The organism is Arthrobacter sp. P4_H3, assembly GCF_056400885.1.
Genome location: NZ_JBFUKK010000032.1, coordinates 1 through 16,636, shown reverse-complemented (window position 1 = coordinate 16,636; position 16,636 = coordinate 1). Strand labels below are relative to the sequence as shown.

The window sequence follows — 16,636 nt, the reverse complement described above, 5'->3', positions numbered from 1 at the left end:
CAGAAGTTGTGACGCGGGTGCCTAGTAGTACTTTGTTAGGTTGGTGGGGCGTGTTGGCAGTAGGGGCAGCGGGCGAGCTGTCGGATGAGGATCCGTTGGAATTCCTTGAGGACCCCGTACAGGCTCAGGCTGCCCCTGCCGCTTTTGGGGTGGCGAGGCGTTTCCTGGTGATGAACAGGTGCGCCGCCGAGACGAGGGTGGCGTGGTGGTGGAAGCCCGGGAAGGACCGTCCTTCAAAGTGGGAGAGGCCGAGCCCGGTTTTCAGTTCGCGGTAGTCGTGTTCGATGCGCCAGCGGATTTTTGCCAGTCTGACCAGGGTCCTGGCCGGTGTGTTGGCGGGCAGGTCCGAGAGCCAGTAGTCGGTGGGTTCCTGGGCGCCGGGCGGCCATTCGGCGATCAGCCAGGCCTCGGGTAGTGATCCGTCTTCGCCGGAAGCGATGTGCCGGCTGGCGGGTCTGACGCGCAGGGCGAGGAAACGGGATTTCATGGCCGCGGTCTTGTTGGTGCCGGTGTTTCTGGTGACGTGCCGCCAGGTGACCTGATGTAGTTCTCTTCTTCCGGCGGCCACCGCCAGTTCGGCCAGGCTAGCCGGAGCCTGCCGGTAGCGCGGCACGCTGGGTCGGCCCCTCGGGCCGGAGCGTTCGGCGAGCTCAGGAACGGTATCGGCCGGGTAGGCGCTGGTGGAGGCCTTGACCGCCATCACCCACGGAATGGACCGCCGGGTCAGGAACAACGCGTTGTCCCCGTACCCGGCGTCTGCCACCGCGACCGGGCACGTGCGCCCCCAGCGGGTGAGTTCATCGATCATCTCCAGCGCGAGCTCCCACTTGGGCCGGTTCCGCACGTAATCCGGAATCCTCGCCTTCGCCCGGCGGGCGGCGACTGCCTCGGCCTGCTCGTTGGTGTCCGCGCAGGTGTCGTCCCAGGCCTCTGGAACGAACAGGCGCCAGTTCACCGGGGCCGAGGCCGCATCGGTGAGCATGTGCACGGTGGCGGCAACCTGGCAGTTGCCGATCTCGCCCAGCGTGCCCGAATACTGACGCGCCACGCACGCCGAAGCGACCCCGTCCTTTTTGAAGCCAGTATCGTCGATCACCCACGCCTCCGGCGCGATGGCCTCCTCGGCCAGGGCGGCCACGCGGCGTCGGACCGGCTCTACCTTCCACGGCGAGGAGGTGACAAACTGCTGCAACTGCTGGTGGTCCACATCCAGGCGCCCGGCCATCGGCTGCATCGACTTGCACCGCCCCTCCAGCATCAGCCCCTGCAAATACAACCGGCCCTTCGCCCGCTGATCCTTCCGGCCCAACGACGCGAACACCTCCCCGACGTAGTCCTCCAGCTCGACGCGCAGTCTTGTCTCTTCCATGCCCACGCAACGAAATTAACAGTTCAGGCCGGCGATTAAAAGCCCCTGGCCGAAGAACCTAACAAAGTACTACTAGAAGGCTGTCGACGAACTGTCTTGTGCGTTCCTCGCGCGGATCGCGCAGCACCGTGTCCGGGCGGCCGCGTTCCACGACCACTCCGCTGTCCATGAAGGTGACTTCGTCGGCGACTTCGCGGGCGAAGGCGAGTTCATGGGTGACCACGACCATGGTCCACCCCTCGTCCGCCAGTTCCTTGATGACGGTGAGGACGTCGCCGACCAGCTCCGGGTCGAGCGCCGAAGTCGGCTCGTCAAAAAGCAGCAGCTGCGGGCGCAGGCCCAGCGCACGCACGATGCCGACACGCTGTTGCTGGCCGCCGGAGAGCTCAAAGGGGTAGCTGTTTTCCTTGTCGGGGAGCCCGACGCGGACGAGCAGTTCCCGGGCCTCCTTCACGGCCTCCGCTTTGGGTCGCTTCTGCACCTGGACCGGGCCCTCGATGACGTTCTCCAGGGTGGTTTTGTGCGGGAAGAGGTTGTAGTGCTGGAACACCACCGCGCTGCGGTCCCGCATGGCGGACAGCTGCTTCTTGGAAGCTTGAGCTGCGAAGTCGACCGTGAGGCCGCCGGCGAACTCCACGATCCCGGCGTCCGGGATTTCGAGGCCGTTGAGGCAGCGCAGGACCGTCGTCTTGCCCGAACCGGACGGCCCCATCAGGGTGACCACCTCGCCCCGGCGGACGTTCAGGTCAATGGATTTCAGCACTTCATGCTGTCCAAAGGCCTTGCGGAGTCCGCGGACGGACAGGACCGGGCGGCGTCCGGTGCGGCATTCGTGAGGCCGGCGTTCGGGAGATCGGATTCAGTGGGCGACATAGCGGTCCAATCTTTTCTCGAGGACTGACTGGCCGCCGGCGAGGACCAGGCAGATGATCCAGTAAATGACGGCCGCTTCCAGATAGAGCAGCATGAATACCTGGCTGAAGGCGGCCACCTGCCGGGCCTGGCGGAACAGTTCAGTCACCAGAATCAGCGAGAGCAGGGAGGTGTCCTTGACCAGGCTGATGAAGGTGTGGGACAGGGGCGGGACAGAGGCCCGAGCGGCCTGCGGCAGGATGATCCGGACCAGGGACTGGCGGCGGGACATCCCGATGGTGTGGCCTGCCTCCCACTGGCCCTTTGGAACGGACAAAATCGCCGCCCGGATAACCTCGGCGGCGTAGCCACCCACGTTGAGGGAGAATGCGACGATAGCGCATGGCCAGGGATTGATGGTGACGCCGGTGGACGGCAGCCCGTAGAAGACCACAAACAACTGCACCAGGAGAGGCGTGCCGCGGATCACCGAGATGTAGATCCGGGCGATCGAGGACAGGACGGGATTACGGCTGAGCCGCATCAGGGCGACCAGCAGGGCCAGCAGCAGTCCCAAGGCGAACGAGGCCTGCGTAACGGGAATGGTGCCTGTAATGGCACCCGACAGGATGGGTCCCAGCGACCCCAGACGAGGTCCCAGTTGATCGTCATTGTTGGGCGCTGCGTTCTTCGGCGGTTTCCATGCGGCTACTTGGTGACGTCAGCGTTGAAGTACTTCTGCGAAATCTTCTTGAGGGTGCCGTCGGCCTGGAGTTCGGTGAGGGCCTTGTCGACGGCGGCGGTCAGGCTGGTTGAGCCTTTGCGGAAAGCGAAGGCGCTGAGCGACTTGTCCGTGGTCTCAGCGGCAATCTTGATGCTGTCGTCCTGGGCCGTCTTCTGCTGGTCGAGGTAGGTGAGCTTGTCGTTGATGGTGGCATCGACCCGTCCCTGCTTAAGCAGCGTGATCGCTTGGGCCCAGCCCTCGACGGCCTGGACGTTGGCCCCGCTCTGCTGGGCCAGCTTGTACCAGTTGCTGGTCAGCGACTGGGCCGTGGTCTTGCCCTTCAGGCTGTCGAAGGAATTGATGTCTGCGTTGTCGGACTTGGTGACGATGAAGCCCGTGCTAACGGTGTACGGGGTGGAGTAGTCGTACTTGGCATTGCGTTCGTCAGTGATCGAGACCTGGTTGGCGACGACGCCGAACCGCTTGGCTTCGAGGCCGGCGAAGATGGCGTCGAACTGTGTCTCCTGGAAGGCCGGTTTGACACCGAGCTTCCCTGCTACGGCCGTGATGATTTCGACGTCGTAACCCGTCAGTTCGCCGCTGCCGTTGGCGTGGAAGGAGAAGGGCTTGTAGGTGCCTTCTGTGCCGACCCTGAGCAGGCCGGCACCTTTGACGTCGCTCAACGAATTGTCCGGGCCGCCTGCCGGTGCGGAGCTGGCAGGAGTCGTGGACGCAGACCCTCATCCGGTCAGGGCGAGTCCTGCAGTTGCGATGAGGCCGATGAGGGAAAGTCGTGTGCGCTTCATGATGGTCCTTCGTCGAGGAGCCGGCAAGGGCTCGCCAGCTTCGCCGCGTGGCGGCATTCTTACCTGCGACGAGAGCAAGATCGCTCGCCGACAGGCGTACCTCGTGGCATTCCAAACATGTTCTGGAGCTAGCCAACTAACGAGGGCACTGATACTGAAAGCAGGAAAGGAGAGCTCGTCTCGGTGCTTTTTGGTCTTGTCATGACGGCAAAGCCGTCGCTGGGCCCGGAGTGTTTAGAGGATTCTAGGTCCGGAACGCTGGGTAGGTGAAGAGTCCTGTGGGATCTGCCGCCGTGCGTATGCTGGACAGCCGGGACGCATGGTCACCGAAATACGCTTGACCCGGCTCGGCAATGCTCGAATCGGAATAGTTGAAATAGGCACTGGACCCCCAAAACTCCTTCATTGCGTCACGCGAGTCCCTAACGAAAGCGTCGAACGGGGCCGGGTCAGACCCATCGTCGAAGGTGGCAGTGTACTGGACGGTAGCGAAGGCCTTCCGGTGGCCGAACCCGGTGGCAGTGCCCTCGAGGTCCCTGACGGCTCCGCCCAAAGCGTCCAGAGACACAGCTGTTTCGCGGGCGCCTTGCAACTGCTGGCCCAGGACAGCCCGCCCTACCAGTCTTGAGGCGCCAGCCGCATCCAGTAGGTCGTAGGGGACGTGCGACGTCGCGCTGAAAGCTTCGCGACGCAAGGAGCCGCCCGTACCGGTGGTGCATTGCCCGACCTGGAGACCACTGCACCCCGCGTAGCCGAACATGACACCGAGGTAGCTTTGGTCGGGCTTCACACTGGTGACCAGCGGCAGAACTCCCGCGGTCTCATGAAAGCCAGCGAGCTGCCCGTAAAATTCCGTTGCGGGACCGGTCCAAGTCGCCGTCAGTTGGATTGTCGGACTCTCGTGGCGAGTTCCGCTGAGCAGTTTAAGCGTCGACCACAGGCGCCGGTCGGCGTTCGGAGCCCACTTTTGCCAGGCCAGAATTACCGGAACCGCGTCATCGAAAGACCATTGCAGGTAGGCCGTGCTGATGTTGGGAGCCGTCACTGTTTGGAAGGTCATGGATGTCACCACCCCGACCTGCCCCCCACCTCCGCGACATGCCCAGAGCAGGTCGGCGTTGTCTCGGGCATTGGCCGTGACAATCTCCCCGTTGGCATTGACGATCTCGGCCGCCAGAAGAGCATCCGACGTCAAGCCGTAAGCCCGCGTCAGAACACCCACTCCCCCGCCCAGGGTCAGACCCGCAATGCCAACAGTCGGGCAGGACCCGCCGGCGAGGGCCCTGCCCTGCCGGCCCACCGCTTCGTAGACCCGGATAAGTGAGGCCCCCGGCCCCATGGTCACGGTGCCGTCTGCGGCTACGGTGATGCGAGACAAATTCCGCACATCGATGACCAATGACGGCGCCAGTCCCGCCGTTGCCGCATCCCCGGAAGAGTGGCCGGAGTAGCTGTGGCCCCCCGACCGAATCGAAACCGGTACACAGGCTTCGGCAGCGAAGCGGACGGCAACCGATACATCCCGGGCTGAGGTGGCCGAAAGAACCGCCAAAGGCCGCGAGGTGTCAAAGCGCGGGTTCTCCACCAACTTCGCCTGGTTGTAGGATTCTGTTCCGGGGAGCGATAGCTGCCCGGTTATCCGGGACGCCAGCCCTTTCCAGTCCGGAGCCCCTGAGGCTGGCACCGCTGTTGTCGACGCCGCTTCCGTGCCGGCCGATTCGCGGAGCACCGGTCCTTGGGCGGGCGAGCAGGCAGCCATTCCTGCCGCCGCGATGCTGACAGCCGCTGCTGTCAGCAGGCCCCGGCGGTCAAACTGCGTCATACCAAGGGCTCGGGACGTCGCAACGTCTCTGGATCTACCGGTTGCTGCGGTTTAGGAAGCCCCTCGACGACGAGCAGGTACGACTCCGTTACGAGGTCGTCTATAAGCCTCGCGTCGAGCCCGGCTCCGGGATGCAGTGTGATCCAGTGCGTTTTGTTCATGTGGTAGCCCTGGGTGATCTCCGCGTGAGCTTCGCGCAGCGATATCGCATCGGCGGGATTTGCTTTGAGGATAACGACCGGCACTCCGGGCATGGTGGTCTGTAGCATGAACACCTTGCCGCTGACTTTCCATACCTCCCAATCCCCCGTGGGCTGATGGCTTCGCTCCGCCCCGGCGAGTTCGGTGGCGCGCGCAGCCGACCGTTCCTGCAGCGTCATGTCTTCTAGCATTTCGCCCTCCTGGTTGCTTGTGTTGTGGACGCGCCGGCGGTGACGGGACGCATAGGTGCATGCCGCCTCACCGGCCCGGATGGACCCGGGTCCGGCGGGACCCACCGGGGCGGTCAGGCGAAGGTGAACAGCCGGTCGGGCTCGAACCGCGAGATCGGCGTCGCGTAGGCCTTGGCGGTATCAGGGTAGCCGAGAGCCAGGAGCACCGTGGTCGTGTACCCGGTCCCGCGGAGTCCGAAGGCCTCGTCGACGCTGGTCCGGTCGAACCCCTCAAGCGGTGTAGCGTCGACACCGAGCTCGGCGGCCGCCATCATCGTCATGCCCAGCGCCATGTAAGTCTGTTTCTCCATCCAGTGGTCCAAATCCTTATAGGTGGAGTTGCGAATGTCCAGGAAGTCACGGGTCATCGACTCCCACCGTTCCTGCTTTTCGAGGTTGGGGAACCGGCTGTCCGCCCGCTCCTTCGCGAAAACCGCATCCAGGTGTTCCTCTGGCACGTCCGTCCGAGTGGTCAGGATGATGGCATGCGATGCGTTCATGATCTTCTCGGCGTTGTCCTGGAAACGCTCACCCAGGTTGGCGGCGAGCTGGCGTTTCCCCGCCTCAGTGGCGAGGACGTAGAAGTGATTCGGCTGCACGTTCACCGATGACGGCGTCGAGCGCAGGAATCGCAGCAGTTGCTGGAGTGTCTCCTCCTGGATGGTCTTGCTGCCGTCGAAGTAGCGGGTGAGGTGCTTGTTCATGAGCTTGTCGAGATCCATGATTCGTCTTCTTTCGTCTTGGGAGCGGTGAGTTTGGGGTGAGGCAAAGGCTGTTGTACGGGAGGATCAGCGCGTGCCGCGGCCGAGCAGGGCGTCGATCCGCCCGAAGTCCATGCCTGTCGTCGCCGTCGCGAGGTCGCCGCGTATGAGCGCGCCGACTGCCTCTTGAAGCGCGCCCATCGCGTGAGCGTAGAGAGCCGGTCCCAGGCTGATCCGCTTGACGCCCACCGCACGCAGCCCGGCGACGGTCAGCACGGCATCCGCAGGCGAGATGAGGACGTTCACCGGCGTGGGTGCAACGGCGGCGACGATAGCGGCGAGCGAGTCGAGGTCAGGCGGGTAGGGCGCGAACACCACGTCGGCTCCGACCTCAGCGAAGGCGGTGAGGCGGCGGATTGTATCGTCGAGATCGGGCCGCCCTTGCAGGTAATTGTCCGTGCGACCCGTGACTACGATGCGGCCCTTGGCCGCCACGACGGCCGCGCGCACCCGAGCGACGGCCTCGTCGAAGTCGCGGATGGGCCGGTCGGGATCACCGGATGTGTCTTCGATGCCGATGCCGGCCAAGCCGTGCCCGACGGCGGCGTTCACCGTTGCCCCGACGTCCTCGGGAGTATCTCCGTAGCCGTCTTCGAAGTCGCCGTTGACAGGCAGGCCCGTCAGGCGGGCGAGCAGCCCTGCGTGCTCGAGATGTTCGCCGCGGCTGACCTGGTGGCGCCCGTCCAACCGACCGAGCGCCGCTGCGAGGGCAAAGGAAGACGTTGCGATCGCCTCGAAACCGGAATCGGCAAAGAGCTGCGCCGAGAGGCCGTCCCACGCGTTCGGCATCACCAGGCCACCCTCACGTGTATGCAGCGCCATGAACTTCTCGTAGATATCAGAGCCGGACATCTTAGGCTGTCTTCGTCGTGATGGCGGGGATGTCGATGACTGTCTGGTTGACGTTGTTGAGGTAGTTGGTGAGGAGGGACACCACCGCGGTGGTGACGATCGCCAGGATCTCCGCGTCACTGTATCCGGCCCCGCGCACCGCAGCGATGTCGGCATCACCTACCCGTCCGCGGGTCTCCATCACCCGCTGCACGAAACGAGCCACAGCGGCGCGACGGGGATCGGTGGAGCTACCAGCGAGTGCGAGCTCGATGTCATCGTTCGACATGTCCCCGAGCTCTGACGATGTATACGTGTGCAGCGCCTGGCAGTAGTCGCAGCCATTGGACCGTGAGACTGCCAGTGCGATCGTGTGCCGCGTCTTCGCGTCGAGGAGGCGGCCAACACTGCCCTGCAGCGTCATCACGATCTCGAGCACGGCGGGATTGGCCGCCAACACGTTGAACATGTCCGGCGCAAAGCCGAAATGCTTCCGAACTCCGTCGAGGATGCCCCTAGCGCTGGCGGGCACTTCTTCAAGGGCAGGTGCGGTCAATCGGGACATCGTAGGTGATCCTCCAAAAATAGTTTATGGACTATTTCGTCCACTTCAGGAGTGAACACCATATCTTACTGGGTTGTCAAGCCCAATTTCTTGCTAGGGTGGTGGTATGGAGATCAACACGAGCTCGGAGGCGCCGCAGAAACTCACCAAGAAGGGCAAATCGACGCGGACACGCATCCTGCGCCACGCCGCTGACTTGATCAACACGAAGGGCGTCCACACGACGAATAACGAACTGCTCCGCAGTGCCGCCGGCGTCAGCGGTTCACAGCTCGCCCACTACTTCCCCAACAAGGAGAGCCTCGTCCTCGGCGTCATTGACTGGCAGGCCACCAGCATCCTCGAATTCCACCGCAGCGAACGCTTCGCGGGTTTCGACACCATCGACGCTTTTCAGGACTGGGTGGATTTCTATGCCCTCTCCGGCCGTCCGTTCGAGGACGGTTGCAGCCTTGGTGCTCTCGCGAGCGAGATCGTCAAAACCGACCTCGACGTCCGTGACGAGCTCGCGCGCGTCTTTGAGGAATGGCGAAACATCTTCCGAGAAGGACTTGATCGGATGCAGCGCCTCGGCCGCATCGACGCGGCGGCGGACCCCGCCCGGCTTGCCCACATGTTTATCTCCGCCTACCAGGGAGGCTCGCTCCTAGCCCAGATCGCGGGTGACATCACACCGCTCCGAGACTCGCTGTACGCCGCCGTCGACCACCTTCAAACATTTGCAACGCCACCAGACGCCGCCCGGCCGCTTGGACGGCGGGTTCCTAGTGGCCAACACCAAACCGTCCGTGGGTTGACCATGAGTCGCCTCCCCGCCCCTGAAGCTCCTGTCTTGGAACCGTGAATCGGCAAATTCGGCTGTCGGGGCGCATGAGCGAGGTGGTCGGCGCGCCTGGAAGCGTCGGCCCCCTGGCAACACGCATTAGGCTCCACGCCAGCTTAGGGCGCTCCGTCTTCTTTCCGGGGCTGAGGCGGGCGACCACGATGTTTTCGAGCGGCCACGATGCTCATTCCTATTTCCGAGTATCCCAACCTGATTCGAGTGTCGGCGCGGACCGGTCTGATGAAATGCACCCCAGCCTGTGGGGCAGTACATCGCTGCAGGAGCGGGAGCATTAGGGGTCCTGCGCCGTCCCGCTATCATCTTCCTCGAATCAACTCAACCACGTCGGGCTTCCGGGCCATGAGCGATACCTCGCTTCGCTGAAAGCTGCGAAGGATCCAGGGCGGCCATCTTGAGCCATCGGGCGCCAAGTGCTTCCGCACCCTGGATTGAGCGCGCCACTCAACACGAGCAACGTCTTTCCCGTCCACGCCGGTTACGCCGTCTACGTGGCCAGGGCGTATTGAGCCATTCGCGGGCGCAGGAGCTTGGCCGGGTCCCGAAGCCGGTAACAGCGGTGTCTTACTTTCTTATCAGGGCAGCCGAGACGGCCTTAACAGGCTCGGCTCGCCGGCCTTGCTAGGATCCAGCAGCACCGGACTGATCAGCACAGCTGGCCCTCGATGCACGAGCCCGCTGGACACGGCCCGGCAGCGGGTGCCACCGCGACCGCGCATAGCGGGATGTGCGCCGGGTGCGAGCACCTTGTTCATCCACGAACAGGGTTGGGCGTGCCGGCCGCCGTGGAGCCAGACGCGGTTCCCGGCGGACTCCAGCGCGAAATCCTGCCCGAGCAAGGGGGCGAGCTGTGCGCCGCGAAGCACGACGTTGCGACGGGTCAGCAGGGGATCGAACGGCCGGGCGCCGAGCTCGGTGGCGATTGCCTCAAGCGCCTCCACGGCGAACAACGTTACCGCCGCGTCCATATGAGCAGCCTTGCCGAAGAATCGGTCGCCCACGATGCCTTTGCCGGCCACGACCTCCGCCGTTTGCGCATCGAATGTCGGGACGTCTGCCGCACCCTCACGGGCACGTCCAAAGTATGCGTGTTCGGGGGAAACCAGCAGGTGCAGAATCTCAACGTCGTACTGGTAATTTTCAGGCATGGGCCCAGCCTATTCCAGCCGGGGCGTGGTTGTGTCAGGTATTTCTGGCCGGAGGGACAGCTGAAACCCGGCCCCAACCCTCCGCTCGTGGTGCGTCGAAACGGAGTCAAAGTGACCATGGCCGCCCTCCTGTAATTACAGCAGCGCTGAGGATCTACGGTGTCGCCGTCAAGTGCTCGGCGTCGGGTAGTCCTGCCGCACGTCATCGGGCAGAGCTTCGTATGTGTACGCCGCGACGGCCATGGGCGAAGTCGCGCGGCCAAGGCCGTACCGGACGCTGCGGTCGTTCTTGCTGCCGCAGATTAGAATCCCGATGGTCTCGTTATCGCTTATGGTCCAATATCGGCCGTTGAAAATGGTCGGTGGAGTTGCCTCAAGGGGGGCACCTTGCATTATAATTTGGGCCTTTTTGGGGTCCAACTCCAAGGTTAGAACTTGTTGGCCAGGGCCCGGTTCACAGCGGGGATGTCCAGGAAGGAAGGATCAAAAGCCACGTCGGAGCCGGTTATGTCGGCAACCCACGCGGAATATTCGGTGTGGTCAGGATGGGACGGGTCGGCCAGGGCGTCCATGATTTCCTCGTAGCCGGGGAATCCTCCGGAGTCTTCGAGCGGGCCGCGCCGCGCGCCGCCGACCAGCAGGGCATTCGGGTTGTCTGCGGTTGCCGGTCGGCGGGACACCAGTTCGAGCCTGTGCAGCCAGCTGTCGCCAAAGTCGTATTCGTAGAAGGCGGCACCGGAGCCCAGGGCAAGCAGTTGCTCCAGGGAGCACTCCTCCTCAGGCCTGTCCCCCGGTTCCTCGCACTCCCGTCCCGGGGGCCACTGCAGGGCCTCCGGATATTCGCCGTCGACCGGCCGCAGCGGCGCGAAGGGATCATCCGGTGTGAACCTGTGCAGGTGCGCGTCCTCCCAATCGAAGGCCGCCTGCAGCACCTGGTGAACCTGATGCAGAGCCAAGGAGCCACGGATCTCCAACTGACGCCAAATGGCAGGCTCACTGTGGACCAGCTCCACGCGAACCTCCAGGATCGATTCCCGGCTAACCAGGCTGCCAGCCTCCAGTTTGTCCATGCTGCCTATTCTTTCAGGGCCCGCCACCGAACTCAGAACGGTGGCGGACGCGGGAGCGATCCTGTGCCTCAGCGCACGTAGGGCGGGACGGAGGCGTCGTTGAATGGCTCGAACCAGTCCTGGATTTTCATTGGGGCAAGGCCCAGTTGCATGTTCAAATCGATGTCGTCTTCGAAGCCGTCCATGGCGTTCTGGTAGAGCATCTCGCTGGCCGTGTCTTCGAGAAGGTGTTGTTCAAGTAGGCCACGCCAGTCGTCTGCAAGATCGAGGTCATACAGGTCCTGGATGACTTCGACCTGGTCAAAAAGGCAGCGGAGCGCCAGTTGACAAATACGACGCCCGGTTCACCCAGCAGTTTCTGGTCATAGCTGCGGACATGACAGGGGCGCTGACCCGCGACTGGGCCCGTCCTTCCTACGTTGCCCAGGAGCCATCCTCAAGGCCAAACCCAACGTCGTGTCCAAATACCGAAACAGGCTCATCGCCGCGGGCCTTATCGAGTCCGCAGGCTACGGCAAAGTGGACTTCGCAATCCCAGGACTCCGCCAATACCTCCGCGAGTAGATCCTCAAAAATTCCCTTGATTACCTCCAAGAATGGAACAACCCGACCGACGACTTCGTCTCCAACGGAAGCGCCGGCGGAGTCCGAGTCCTCGAAAGCGTGAGTCTGATCGCCGGCGAGCTGCAAATGGCGGACGTCCGGGCACAAGTAGCACTACCCTCTGCCAGGAACTTTGAAAAGTTCATCACCTCTACTCCACCACCCGGGCATTGACGCAATTTCAAACATTTGCGCCGTTGCCTGAGCAGGATAGGCCCTGTCGCTTGTCGCTAATTGCCTGCCCGTAATGGGTTCGTTTGAGCGTCTTGGCCTCAGCAGCATCATGCCCGTGGAAAACCGGACGCAGGGCAAGCAAGGTCTAGGGAGGGACAACTCCGGCGAAGGCCGCGACATCGCGGTCAGAAACAAATTTGGCCATTATCGCGCCTTCCGGAAGTTGGTCTTTCTCCGAAAAGACGTTGGAAATAACCGTCATCCCCTATTTCCTGTGCCTGCGATGAAAGCATCTGATTAGGCAAGGCCCTCGTTTTTGAGCCACGCGGATGCGGCGTCCTTGGGGTTCTGCTTGGCATCTCCAAAGACCTTTTCGTTGAGCTGCATGAGGTCCTCAGTGGTTAGTACCCGCGAAACTCTGTTGAGGATGTTCCTGGCCTCGCTGCCGACTCTGTCTGTGCGGATCAGTGGCAGCACCTGCTGGGCGGCGAAATTGTCCTTGGGGTCCTCAAGCGGCACGAGGTTATTGATTGCGATTAGCGGCGAAGTGCTGAAGATGTCCGCGGCCTGGATTCGGTCGTCCAGCAGCGCCCGAAGGGTCACTGGGCCGCCGCCGTCGCTGAGCGGCACAAACTCCTTGGGAACGCACCCGTAATTGGCTCTGAGACCAGGCAGGCCCTGCGGCCGCTCCCGGGCCTCCGATGGCATTCCCAGCGCGATACGGTCACAGATTTTTCCAAGGTCATCGAGGCTTTTCAGACCATACTTGTCGGCAGTTTGTTCTGTGACGACGATCGAGTCCTTGTCTTCGGCAGCGGTAGGTTCCAGGACAGCTAGCCCTCCGGGCAGCTTCCCCGGGAGCTCCTCAATCACGTCTGCGGCGCTGACGGCTGTTGCGTTCTTGTCTACGTAACGCAGGAGGTTGCCACTGTACTCGGGGACCAGGTCGATAGATCCGTCCTGTACTGCTCTGACATAGACCTCCCGGGGGCCAATCCGCGGTTTGGTCGTTGCAGGGATGCCTCCTGCGTTCAGCGCCCCCGCGTAGATTTCAGCGAGAGTTTCACTCTCGGGGAAGTTTGCCGACCCCACTAGCAATGGTCCTTTGTCGCCGGCTGACCCTGCTGCTTGGCCGTTTTCCAGCGGGTTTGAGTTGCATCCAACCAGACCCAGGACGACCAGAAGCCCGGTCATGAGAACGGCTGATTGTGTAAATGTGTTCCGCATGGGTGTTCCTTAGGTTATATTTCGTCGCTGATCCACCGGCGGAGTGCCTTCGTTTGCTGGCAGACGGGAAGAGAGTTCGAGTGCCGGTGAAGCCAGCTGTCGCCAAAGTTGTATTCATAGAAGACCGCGCCCGAACCCAGGCCGAGAAGCTGTTCCAGGGATCCACCGGGCCCGTCCCCGATTCTTCGCAATCCTGCCCCGGAATCCACTGCAGGACCCGCGGAATCTCGCCACAACCGGCCGCAGCGGCGCGAAGGGATCATCTGGTGTGAACCCCATACTCTCCAGCAGCGTGTCCTACTCGACGGATGTCGGCACGTCGCTCCTGCCAGAACTCAGTCCTAGCGTGACGAAACGACGGCTATCAGTGCGAAATTGGTGCGACTAAGACAACGGATTGGCAGTCACGAAAATGGAAAAGCCTTCTTTCATTCAGGTCATCCCTGATCCAAATAATGAGTCCGTCCTTAGTCCTTTGCTCCACCGTTCCGACATACTCCCGTTTCCCCCACGCTCGCAGTGACACAACGTCCCCGGGGCCGAGACCTGTCCAGGTGAGCAGGGGATGCTTTTCGGCGTCGTCGCGTCGCTGTCCTGCTTCGGGCTCCTCGTCCTGCGTTGCCATGACGGGGCCTCAATCGCTCCAGGCATCAGGGATTCTTCACAGCAAATCGACTTCCCGGGTCTCGCCGTGAGCAACTTCGGGACTGAGGGCGACGGTGAATGTTGTGTAGTCGACTCTGGTCACGAGAATGCCGTAACCAACTGCTTTCTCACGGAGCAGTGAACTGGCACCCTCTAGTTGTTGGTCTCGTGAAGCCGGGTCCTCGACCCTGACAGTGATCGTTGAGGTGGCGGTGGACATTGTCTCTCCTTTGAGTCGGGGGGTGGTCTCACACCACTTTTAGGGCCGTAGGGCAGGGGTATTGTTCTAACCGGGAGCCGCGAGCCGTCTGGCTGGCGCTCGTTATCGATTTGGACGTCCAGGGTAATCGTGGCGGGCTATGATCCGCGTTAGCCCAGACCCAGGTCGGCCATTCCTACGCTTCGCCCACAGGTCTCTACACATCGGCATCGTCAGACTTCATGCAGAAAATCGTGCAGAAAATGATCGCCAACCGTTTCGCCACCCGGGTGGATCGAGATGCCTGAACAACGCCGGATTGGTTATCGCTGGAACTTTGCCTACCCTCATTGGCCAATGCAACCCCTGGAAGATCACCGACCTGATGCCCCTGCTGAGATCCCCGGCAAGCTTGATTTTTGTGCTCCCTGTGGAATCAACCTCTTCGAGAGCCGGATCTACCGGTTGGTCACGGCAACGCCTGAACGTATCCAACCAGGACGTTCGCCCTGCTCTGCGACATCCTGGGCTGCATCCCGAACTATCTCTTTGAACCATCGTTGTGTTGCTGCCGCAGCACGGTAAAAGCCCCAACCGCAGCGAAGAATCGGAATCCAACCAAGAAACCCGGGAGTGGCCGAAGGCACGGCCACGGGCACTCATGAATCATCAGGGTCTGGCTTGGCGGTGGCCGTAGCCGGGGCGTACGGGTTGGTGCGGCATTGCTGCATTCCCCCATTTCCGGCAGCCAGGAACCCGCCGCTGACGAGCTGACAAGCGGCAAAAGAGCGTCACACCCTGCTCCCTGCCGGGGCGGGTCTCAGACCTGTTCTTTCGGAAGGTCGTCCCGCCGTACTGCATAGCGGTATGAGTGTGCGTCGGTCTCCACTTCGAATCCAGCAAGGTCCCTTTCAGACGCCTGCTCGAAATCGTCGTGCGAATGCACGATCGGTGCGAAATAATCACCTCGCGAGGCGGGGCCCAAAAGGACGTAAGCCCACCACACCGGACGAAGATGTCGCCTTAAAAAGCCAAGTTCGATTGTCATAATTCGACCTTTCAATTGGAAAATCTGGATACTTCTCTCTCTATCAGTTCTCGTTCACCCCGCTTCGACATAACGGGGATCTTCGTTGTCTCCATGACCTTGGCGAACCCGGTTAATCGTCTTGCCTTTGGCTCTTTCGATCGGGTTGAAGGCGGTAACGACTTCGCCGGGGGGCCTGGCCGACTCGCTGGACAACTCGCCCTTGGTCGGAGTGTCGAACGGTTAGGTCATGTCATGCTCAAACGCGGTGAATTGCTCGTCGTCGTCCTTGCCGACCGCGGGTTTGTGCTGGGGGTAGGCACCGGAGCCGGGATGGACCTTGTCGATGAGGTCGAGGTATTCCGGGTTGCGGGCAATGAACTCACCCACGACCGGGCAGATAATGGTGATCTTCTTCCCGCTCTCGCGGATCTCATCTAGCACGCGAGCGACGAGTTCTGTCGCTACCCGATGGTTGCGGTAGGCATGGTTGACCCAGGTTGAAAGCAACACGACCCGGCCGCCCACGAACCGATACGTGAGCTCTCCGATGGCCTCAGCGCCGAGGGCGGCGATCCATCGGCCCCGCTCCGTATCGTTGATTACATCGAGCTCCCAGCTGGACTCCACCTCGCTGGGAGCCTTCTTTTTCAGAGCAACAATGAGTGCCGCGTTCCTCTCTTCACGGTTCGTCTCCTCGGCCTCGATGTTGGCCGTCACTGTCACACTTTCTGTCGGGAAGCCCGGAGCGTTGGGTTCAGGATCGGTGTGACCCTTTGGTCACTCCTGGGTGTTTGGGGTCGATGAGGTCGGCGTACTCGGGGTTGTGTTCGATGAAGGTGCGCACGATCGGGCACATGGGCGTGACCGTCTTTCCTTGTGCGCGCACGTCGTCGAGGACGCGTCGGATCAGCTCGGTGGCGATGCCCTGTTTGCGGAACTCGGGGAACACTGACGTGGCCAGCAGCACTAGTCGGTCGTCGCCGGCGATGTTGTAGGGAAGGCCGGCTATTTCGTTGTCGCCGACGATGGCCTCGTAGATGCCGGTTTTCTCGTCGTTGACGACGTAGAAGTCGAATGCAGGGGCATGCGGATCGTCGATGACCTCGTCGATGAGGACGGCCTGGTCCTGGCTGAGAGTGCCTGTTCCGTCGGGGTATCCGGCTTGGTCGGGGTACTCAAAGGCGTAGCGGGTTGGCTCGGCTGGTTCGGCCATGGAGGTGTCCTTTCGCTGATTGACTGTCCGGGGTATACCGTATCCTTACGGACGCACCCGGATGATCGTCTTTCCGCCCCGTCGTTCGGTCGGGTTGAGGGCAGCGACGGCATCGTCGAGGTTGGCGATGTTGCCGATGTTCGTCCGCAGTCGTCCGTCCCGCACCCGCTGTACGATCTCACCGAGTTGTGCACGATCAGACTCGACAACGAAGTCGACTGCCAGGCCATCCGTAGGCCGCGCTTCGACCGGCCCAGTGACGCTCACCAGCGTTCCTCCGGGCCGAATCAGACCCGCGGACTGCTTCTGGATGTCACCACCACCA

The 16,636-nt window shown here is 62.3% G+C and carries 17 protein-coding genes and 3 pseudogenes; 1 reads left to right on the top strand and 19 read right to left on the bottom strand.

Annotated features, from left to right (window positions below):
* Nucleotides 1-124: 124 nt before the first annotated feature.
* The 9 genes and pseudogenes from AC1DRE_RS24000 to AC1DRE_RS23960 form a co-directional block, all read right to left on the bottom strand.
* Nucleotides 125-1,369 (bottom strand): IS701 family transposase, encoded by a 1,245-nt coding sequence (locus AC1DRE_RS24000; RefSeq protein ID WP_476986984.1) that lies wholly within the window; start codon nt 1,367-1,369, stop codon nt 125-127.
* A gap of 58 nt (nt 1,370-1,427) precedes the next feature.
* Nucleotides 1,428-2,132 carry an amino acid ABC transporter ATP-binding protein gene (locus AC1DRE_RS23995; protein WP_476986983.1) on the bottom strand — a complete coding sequence of 235 codons (705 nt, stop codon included), beginning with the start codon at nt 2,130-2,132 and terminating at the stop codon, nt 1,428-1,430.
* A gap of 96 nt (nt 2,133-2,228) precedes the next feature.
* A pseudogene (locus AC1DRE_RS23990) lies at nt 2,229-2,887 on the bottom strand (amino acid ABC transporter permease).
* A 42-nt stretch (nt 2,888-2,929) separates the two neighbouring features.
* Nucleotides 2,930-3,751: pseudogene (locus AC1DRE_RS23985) on the bottom strand (amino acid ABC transporter substrate-binding protein).
* A 244-nt stretch (nt 3,752-3,995) separates the two neighbouring features.
* Nucleotides 3,996-5,573 (bottom strand): FAD-binding oxidoreductase, encoded by a 1,578-nt coding sequence (locus AC1DRE_RS23980; protein WP_476986982.1) that lies wholly within the window; start codon nt 5,571-5,573, stop codon nt 3,996-3,998.
* Entirely contained in the window at nt 5,570-5,965 is a 396-nt protein-coding gene (locus tag AC1DRE_RS23975) for an MmcQ/YjbR family DNA-binding protein (protein WP_476986981.1), read from the bottom strand. The genes AC1DRE_RS23980 and AC1DRE_RS23975 overlap by 4 nt, the downstream gene beginning before the upstream one ends.
* A 113-nt stretch (nt 5,966-6,078) precedes the next feature.
* Nucleotides 6,079-6,726, bottom strand: a complete 648-nt coding sequence (locus tag AC1DRE_RS23970; protein ID WP_476986980.1) for a nitroreductase family protein — start codon at nt 6,724-6,726, stop codon at nt 6,079-6,081.
* A gap of 66 nt (nt 6,727-6,792) precedes the next feature.
* A complete protein-coding gene (locus AC1DRE_RS23965; protein ID WP_476986979.1) occupies nt 6,793-7,617 on the bottom strand; it encodes an isocitrate lyase/PEP mutase family protein in 825 nt (274 codons plus the stop codon).
* A gap of 1 nt (nt 7,618) precedes the next feature.
* Complete coding sequence (locus tag AC1DRE_RS23960; protein ID WP_476986978.1) at nt 7,619-8,161, bottom strand: carboxymuconolactone decarboxylase family protein; 543 nt, start codon at nt 8,159-8,161, stop codon at nt 7,619-7,621.
* Nucleotides 8,162-8,267: 106 nt separating this feature from the next.
* Here AC1DRE_RS23960 and AC1DRE_RS23955 point away from each other — a divergent pair, with 106 nt between their 5' ends.
* Nucleotides 8,268-9,005, top strand: coding sequence for a TetR/AcrR family transcriptional regulator (locus tag AC1DRE_RS23955; protein WP_476986977.1), 738 nt, complete (start codon nt 8,268-8,270; stop codon nt 9,003-9,005).
* 572 nt (nt 9,006-9,577) lie between these two features.
* On the opposite strand, the gene AC1DRE_RS23950 is transcribed toward AC1DRE_RS23955, so the two are convergent.
* The 10 genes and pseudogenes from AC1DRE_RS23950 to AC1DRE_RS23905 all read right to left on the bottom strand — a co-directional run.
* Nucleotides 9,578-10,150 carry an MOSC domain-containing protein gene (locus tag AC1DRE_RS23950; protein WP_476986976.1) on the bottom strand — a complete coding sequence of 191 codons (573 nt, stop codon included), beginning with the start codon at nt 10,148-10,150 and terminating at the stop codon, nt 9,578-9,580.
* A gap of 168 nt (nt 10,151-10,318) precedes the next feature.
* A complete protein-coding gene (locus AC1DRE_RS23945; protein WP_476987000.1) occupies nt 10,319-10,543 on the bottom strand; it encodes a PDDEXK nuclease domain-containing protein in 225 nt (74 codons plus the stop codon).
* Nucleotides 10,544-10,578: 35 nt separating this feature from the next.
* The gene (locus tag AC1DRE_RS23940) at nt 10,579-11,220 is read right to left on the bottom strand and encodes a plasmid pRiA4b ORF-3 family protein (protein ID WP_476986975.1); all 642 of its coding nucleotides are present in this window, start codon (nt 11,218-11,220) and stop codon (nt 10,579-10,581) included.
* 68 nt (nt 11,221-11,288) lie between these two features.
* A complete protein-coding gene (locus tag AC1DRE_RS23935; RefSeq protein ID WP_476986974.1) occupies nt 11,289-11,423 on the bottom strand; it encodes a hypothetical protein in 135 nt (44 codons plus the stop codon).
* An 871-nt stretch (nt 11,424-12,294) separates the two neighbouring features.
* A complete protein-coding gene (locus tag AC1DRE_RS23930) occupies nt 12,295-13,224 on the bottom strand; it encodes an ABC transporter substrate-binding protein (protein WP_476986973.1) in 930 nt (309 codons plus the stop codon).
* A gap of 661 nt (nt 13,225-13,885) precedes the next feature.
* The gene (locus AC1DRE_RS23925; RefSeq protein ID WP_476986972.1) at nt 13,886-14,089 is read right to left on the bottom strand and encodes a hypothetical protein; all 204 of its coding nucleotides are present in this window, start codon (nt 14,087-14,089) and stop codon (nt 13,886-13,888) included.
* Nucleotides 14,090-14,888: 799 nt separating this feature from the next.
* Nucleotides 14,889-15,116 carry a hypothetical protein gene (locus tag AC1DRE_RS23920; RefSeq protein ID WP_476986971.1) on the bottom strand — a complete coding sequence of 76 codons (228 nt, stop codon included), beginning with the start codon at nt 15,114-15,116 and terminating at the stop codon, nt 14,889-14,891.
* A 222-nt stretch (nt 15,117-15,338) separates the two neighbouring features.
* Complete coding sequence (locus AC1DRE_RS23915) at nt 15,339-15,815, bottom strand: GNAT family N-acetyltransferase (RefSeq protein ID WP_476986970.1); 477 nt, start codon at nt 15,813-15,815, stop codon at nt 15,339-15,341.
* Between the two features lie 37 nt (nt 15,816-15,852).
* The gene (locus tag AC1DRE_RS23910) at nt 15,853-16,311 is read right to left on the bottom strand and encodes a GNAT family N-acetyltransferase (protein WP_476986969.1); all 459 of its coding nucleotides are present in this window, start codon (nt 16,309-16,311) and stop codon (nt 15,853-15,855) included.
* Between the two features lie 45 nt (nt 16,312-16,356).
* Nucleotides 16,357-16,636 (bottom strand): annotated as a pseudogene (locus AC1DRE_RS23905) (NADP-dependent oxidoreductase); the annotation flags it as partial.

Coding starts and splice junctions, on each gene's coding strand:
- AC1DRE_RS24000 (WP_476986984.1), bottom strand. CDS start 1,369: ATGGAAGAGACAAGACTGCGCGTCGAGCTGGAGGACTACGTCGGGGAG.
- AC1DRE_RS23970 (WP_476986980.1), bottom strand. CDS start 6,726: ATGGATCTCGACAAGCTCATGAACAAGCACCTCACCCGCTACTTCGAC.
- AC1DRE_RS23935 (WP_476986974.1), bottom strand. CDS start 11,423: ATGCTCTACCAGAACGCCATGGACGGCTTCGAAGACGACATCGATTTG.
- AC1DRE_RS23920 (WP_476986971.1), bottom strand. CDS start 15,116: ATGACAATCGAACTTGGCTTTTTAAGGCGACATCTTCGTCCGGTGTGG.
- AC1DRE_RS23945 (WP_476987000.1), bottom strand. CDS start 10,543: ATGCAAGGTGCCCCCCTTGAGGCAACTCCACCGACCATTTTCAACGGC.
- AC1DRE_RS23980 (WP_476986982.1), bottom strand. CDS start 5,573: ATGACGCAGTTTGACCGCCGGGGCCTGCTGACAGCAGCGGCTGTCAGC.
- AC1DRE_RS23960 (WP_476986978.1), bottom strand. CDS start 8,161: ATGTCCCGATTGACCGCACCTGCCCTTGAAGAAGTGCCCGCCAGCGCT.
- AC1DRE_RS23940 (WP_476986975.1), bottom strand. CDS start 11,220: ATGGACAAACTGGAGGCTGGCAGCCTGGTTAGCCGGGAATCGATCCTG.
- AC1DRE_RS23950 (WP_476986976.1), bottom strand. CDS start 10,150: ATGCCTGAAAATTACCAGTACGACGTTGAGATTCTGCACCTGCTGGTT.
- AC1DRE_RS23930 (WP_476986973.1), bottom strand. CDS start 13,224: ATGCGGAACACATTTACACAATCAGCCGTTCTCATGACCGGGCTTCTG.
- AC1DRE_RS23925 (WP_476986972.1), bottom strand. CDS start 14,089: ATGTCCACCGCCACCTCAACGATCACTGTCAGGGTCGAGGACCCGGCT.
- AC1DRE_RS23975 (WP_476986981.1), bottom strand. CDS start 5,965: ATGCTAGAAGACATGACGCTGCAGGAACGGTCGGCTGCGCGCGCCACC.
- AC1DRE_RS23965 (WP_476986979.1), bottom strand. CDS start 7,617: ATGTCCGGCTCTGATATCTACGAGAAGTTCATGGCGCTGCATACACGT.
- AC1DRE_RS23955 (WP_476986977.1), top strand. CDS start 8,268: ATGGAGATCAACACGAGCTCGGAGGCGCCGCAGAAACTCACCAAGAAG.
- AC1DRE_RS23910 (WP_476986969.1), bottom strand. CDS start 16,311: ATGGCCGAACCAGCCGAGCCAACCCGCTACGCCTTTGAGTACCCCGAC.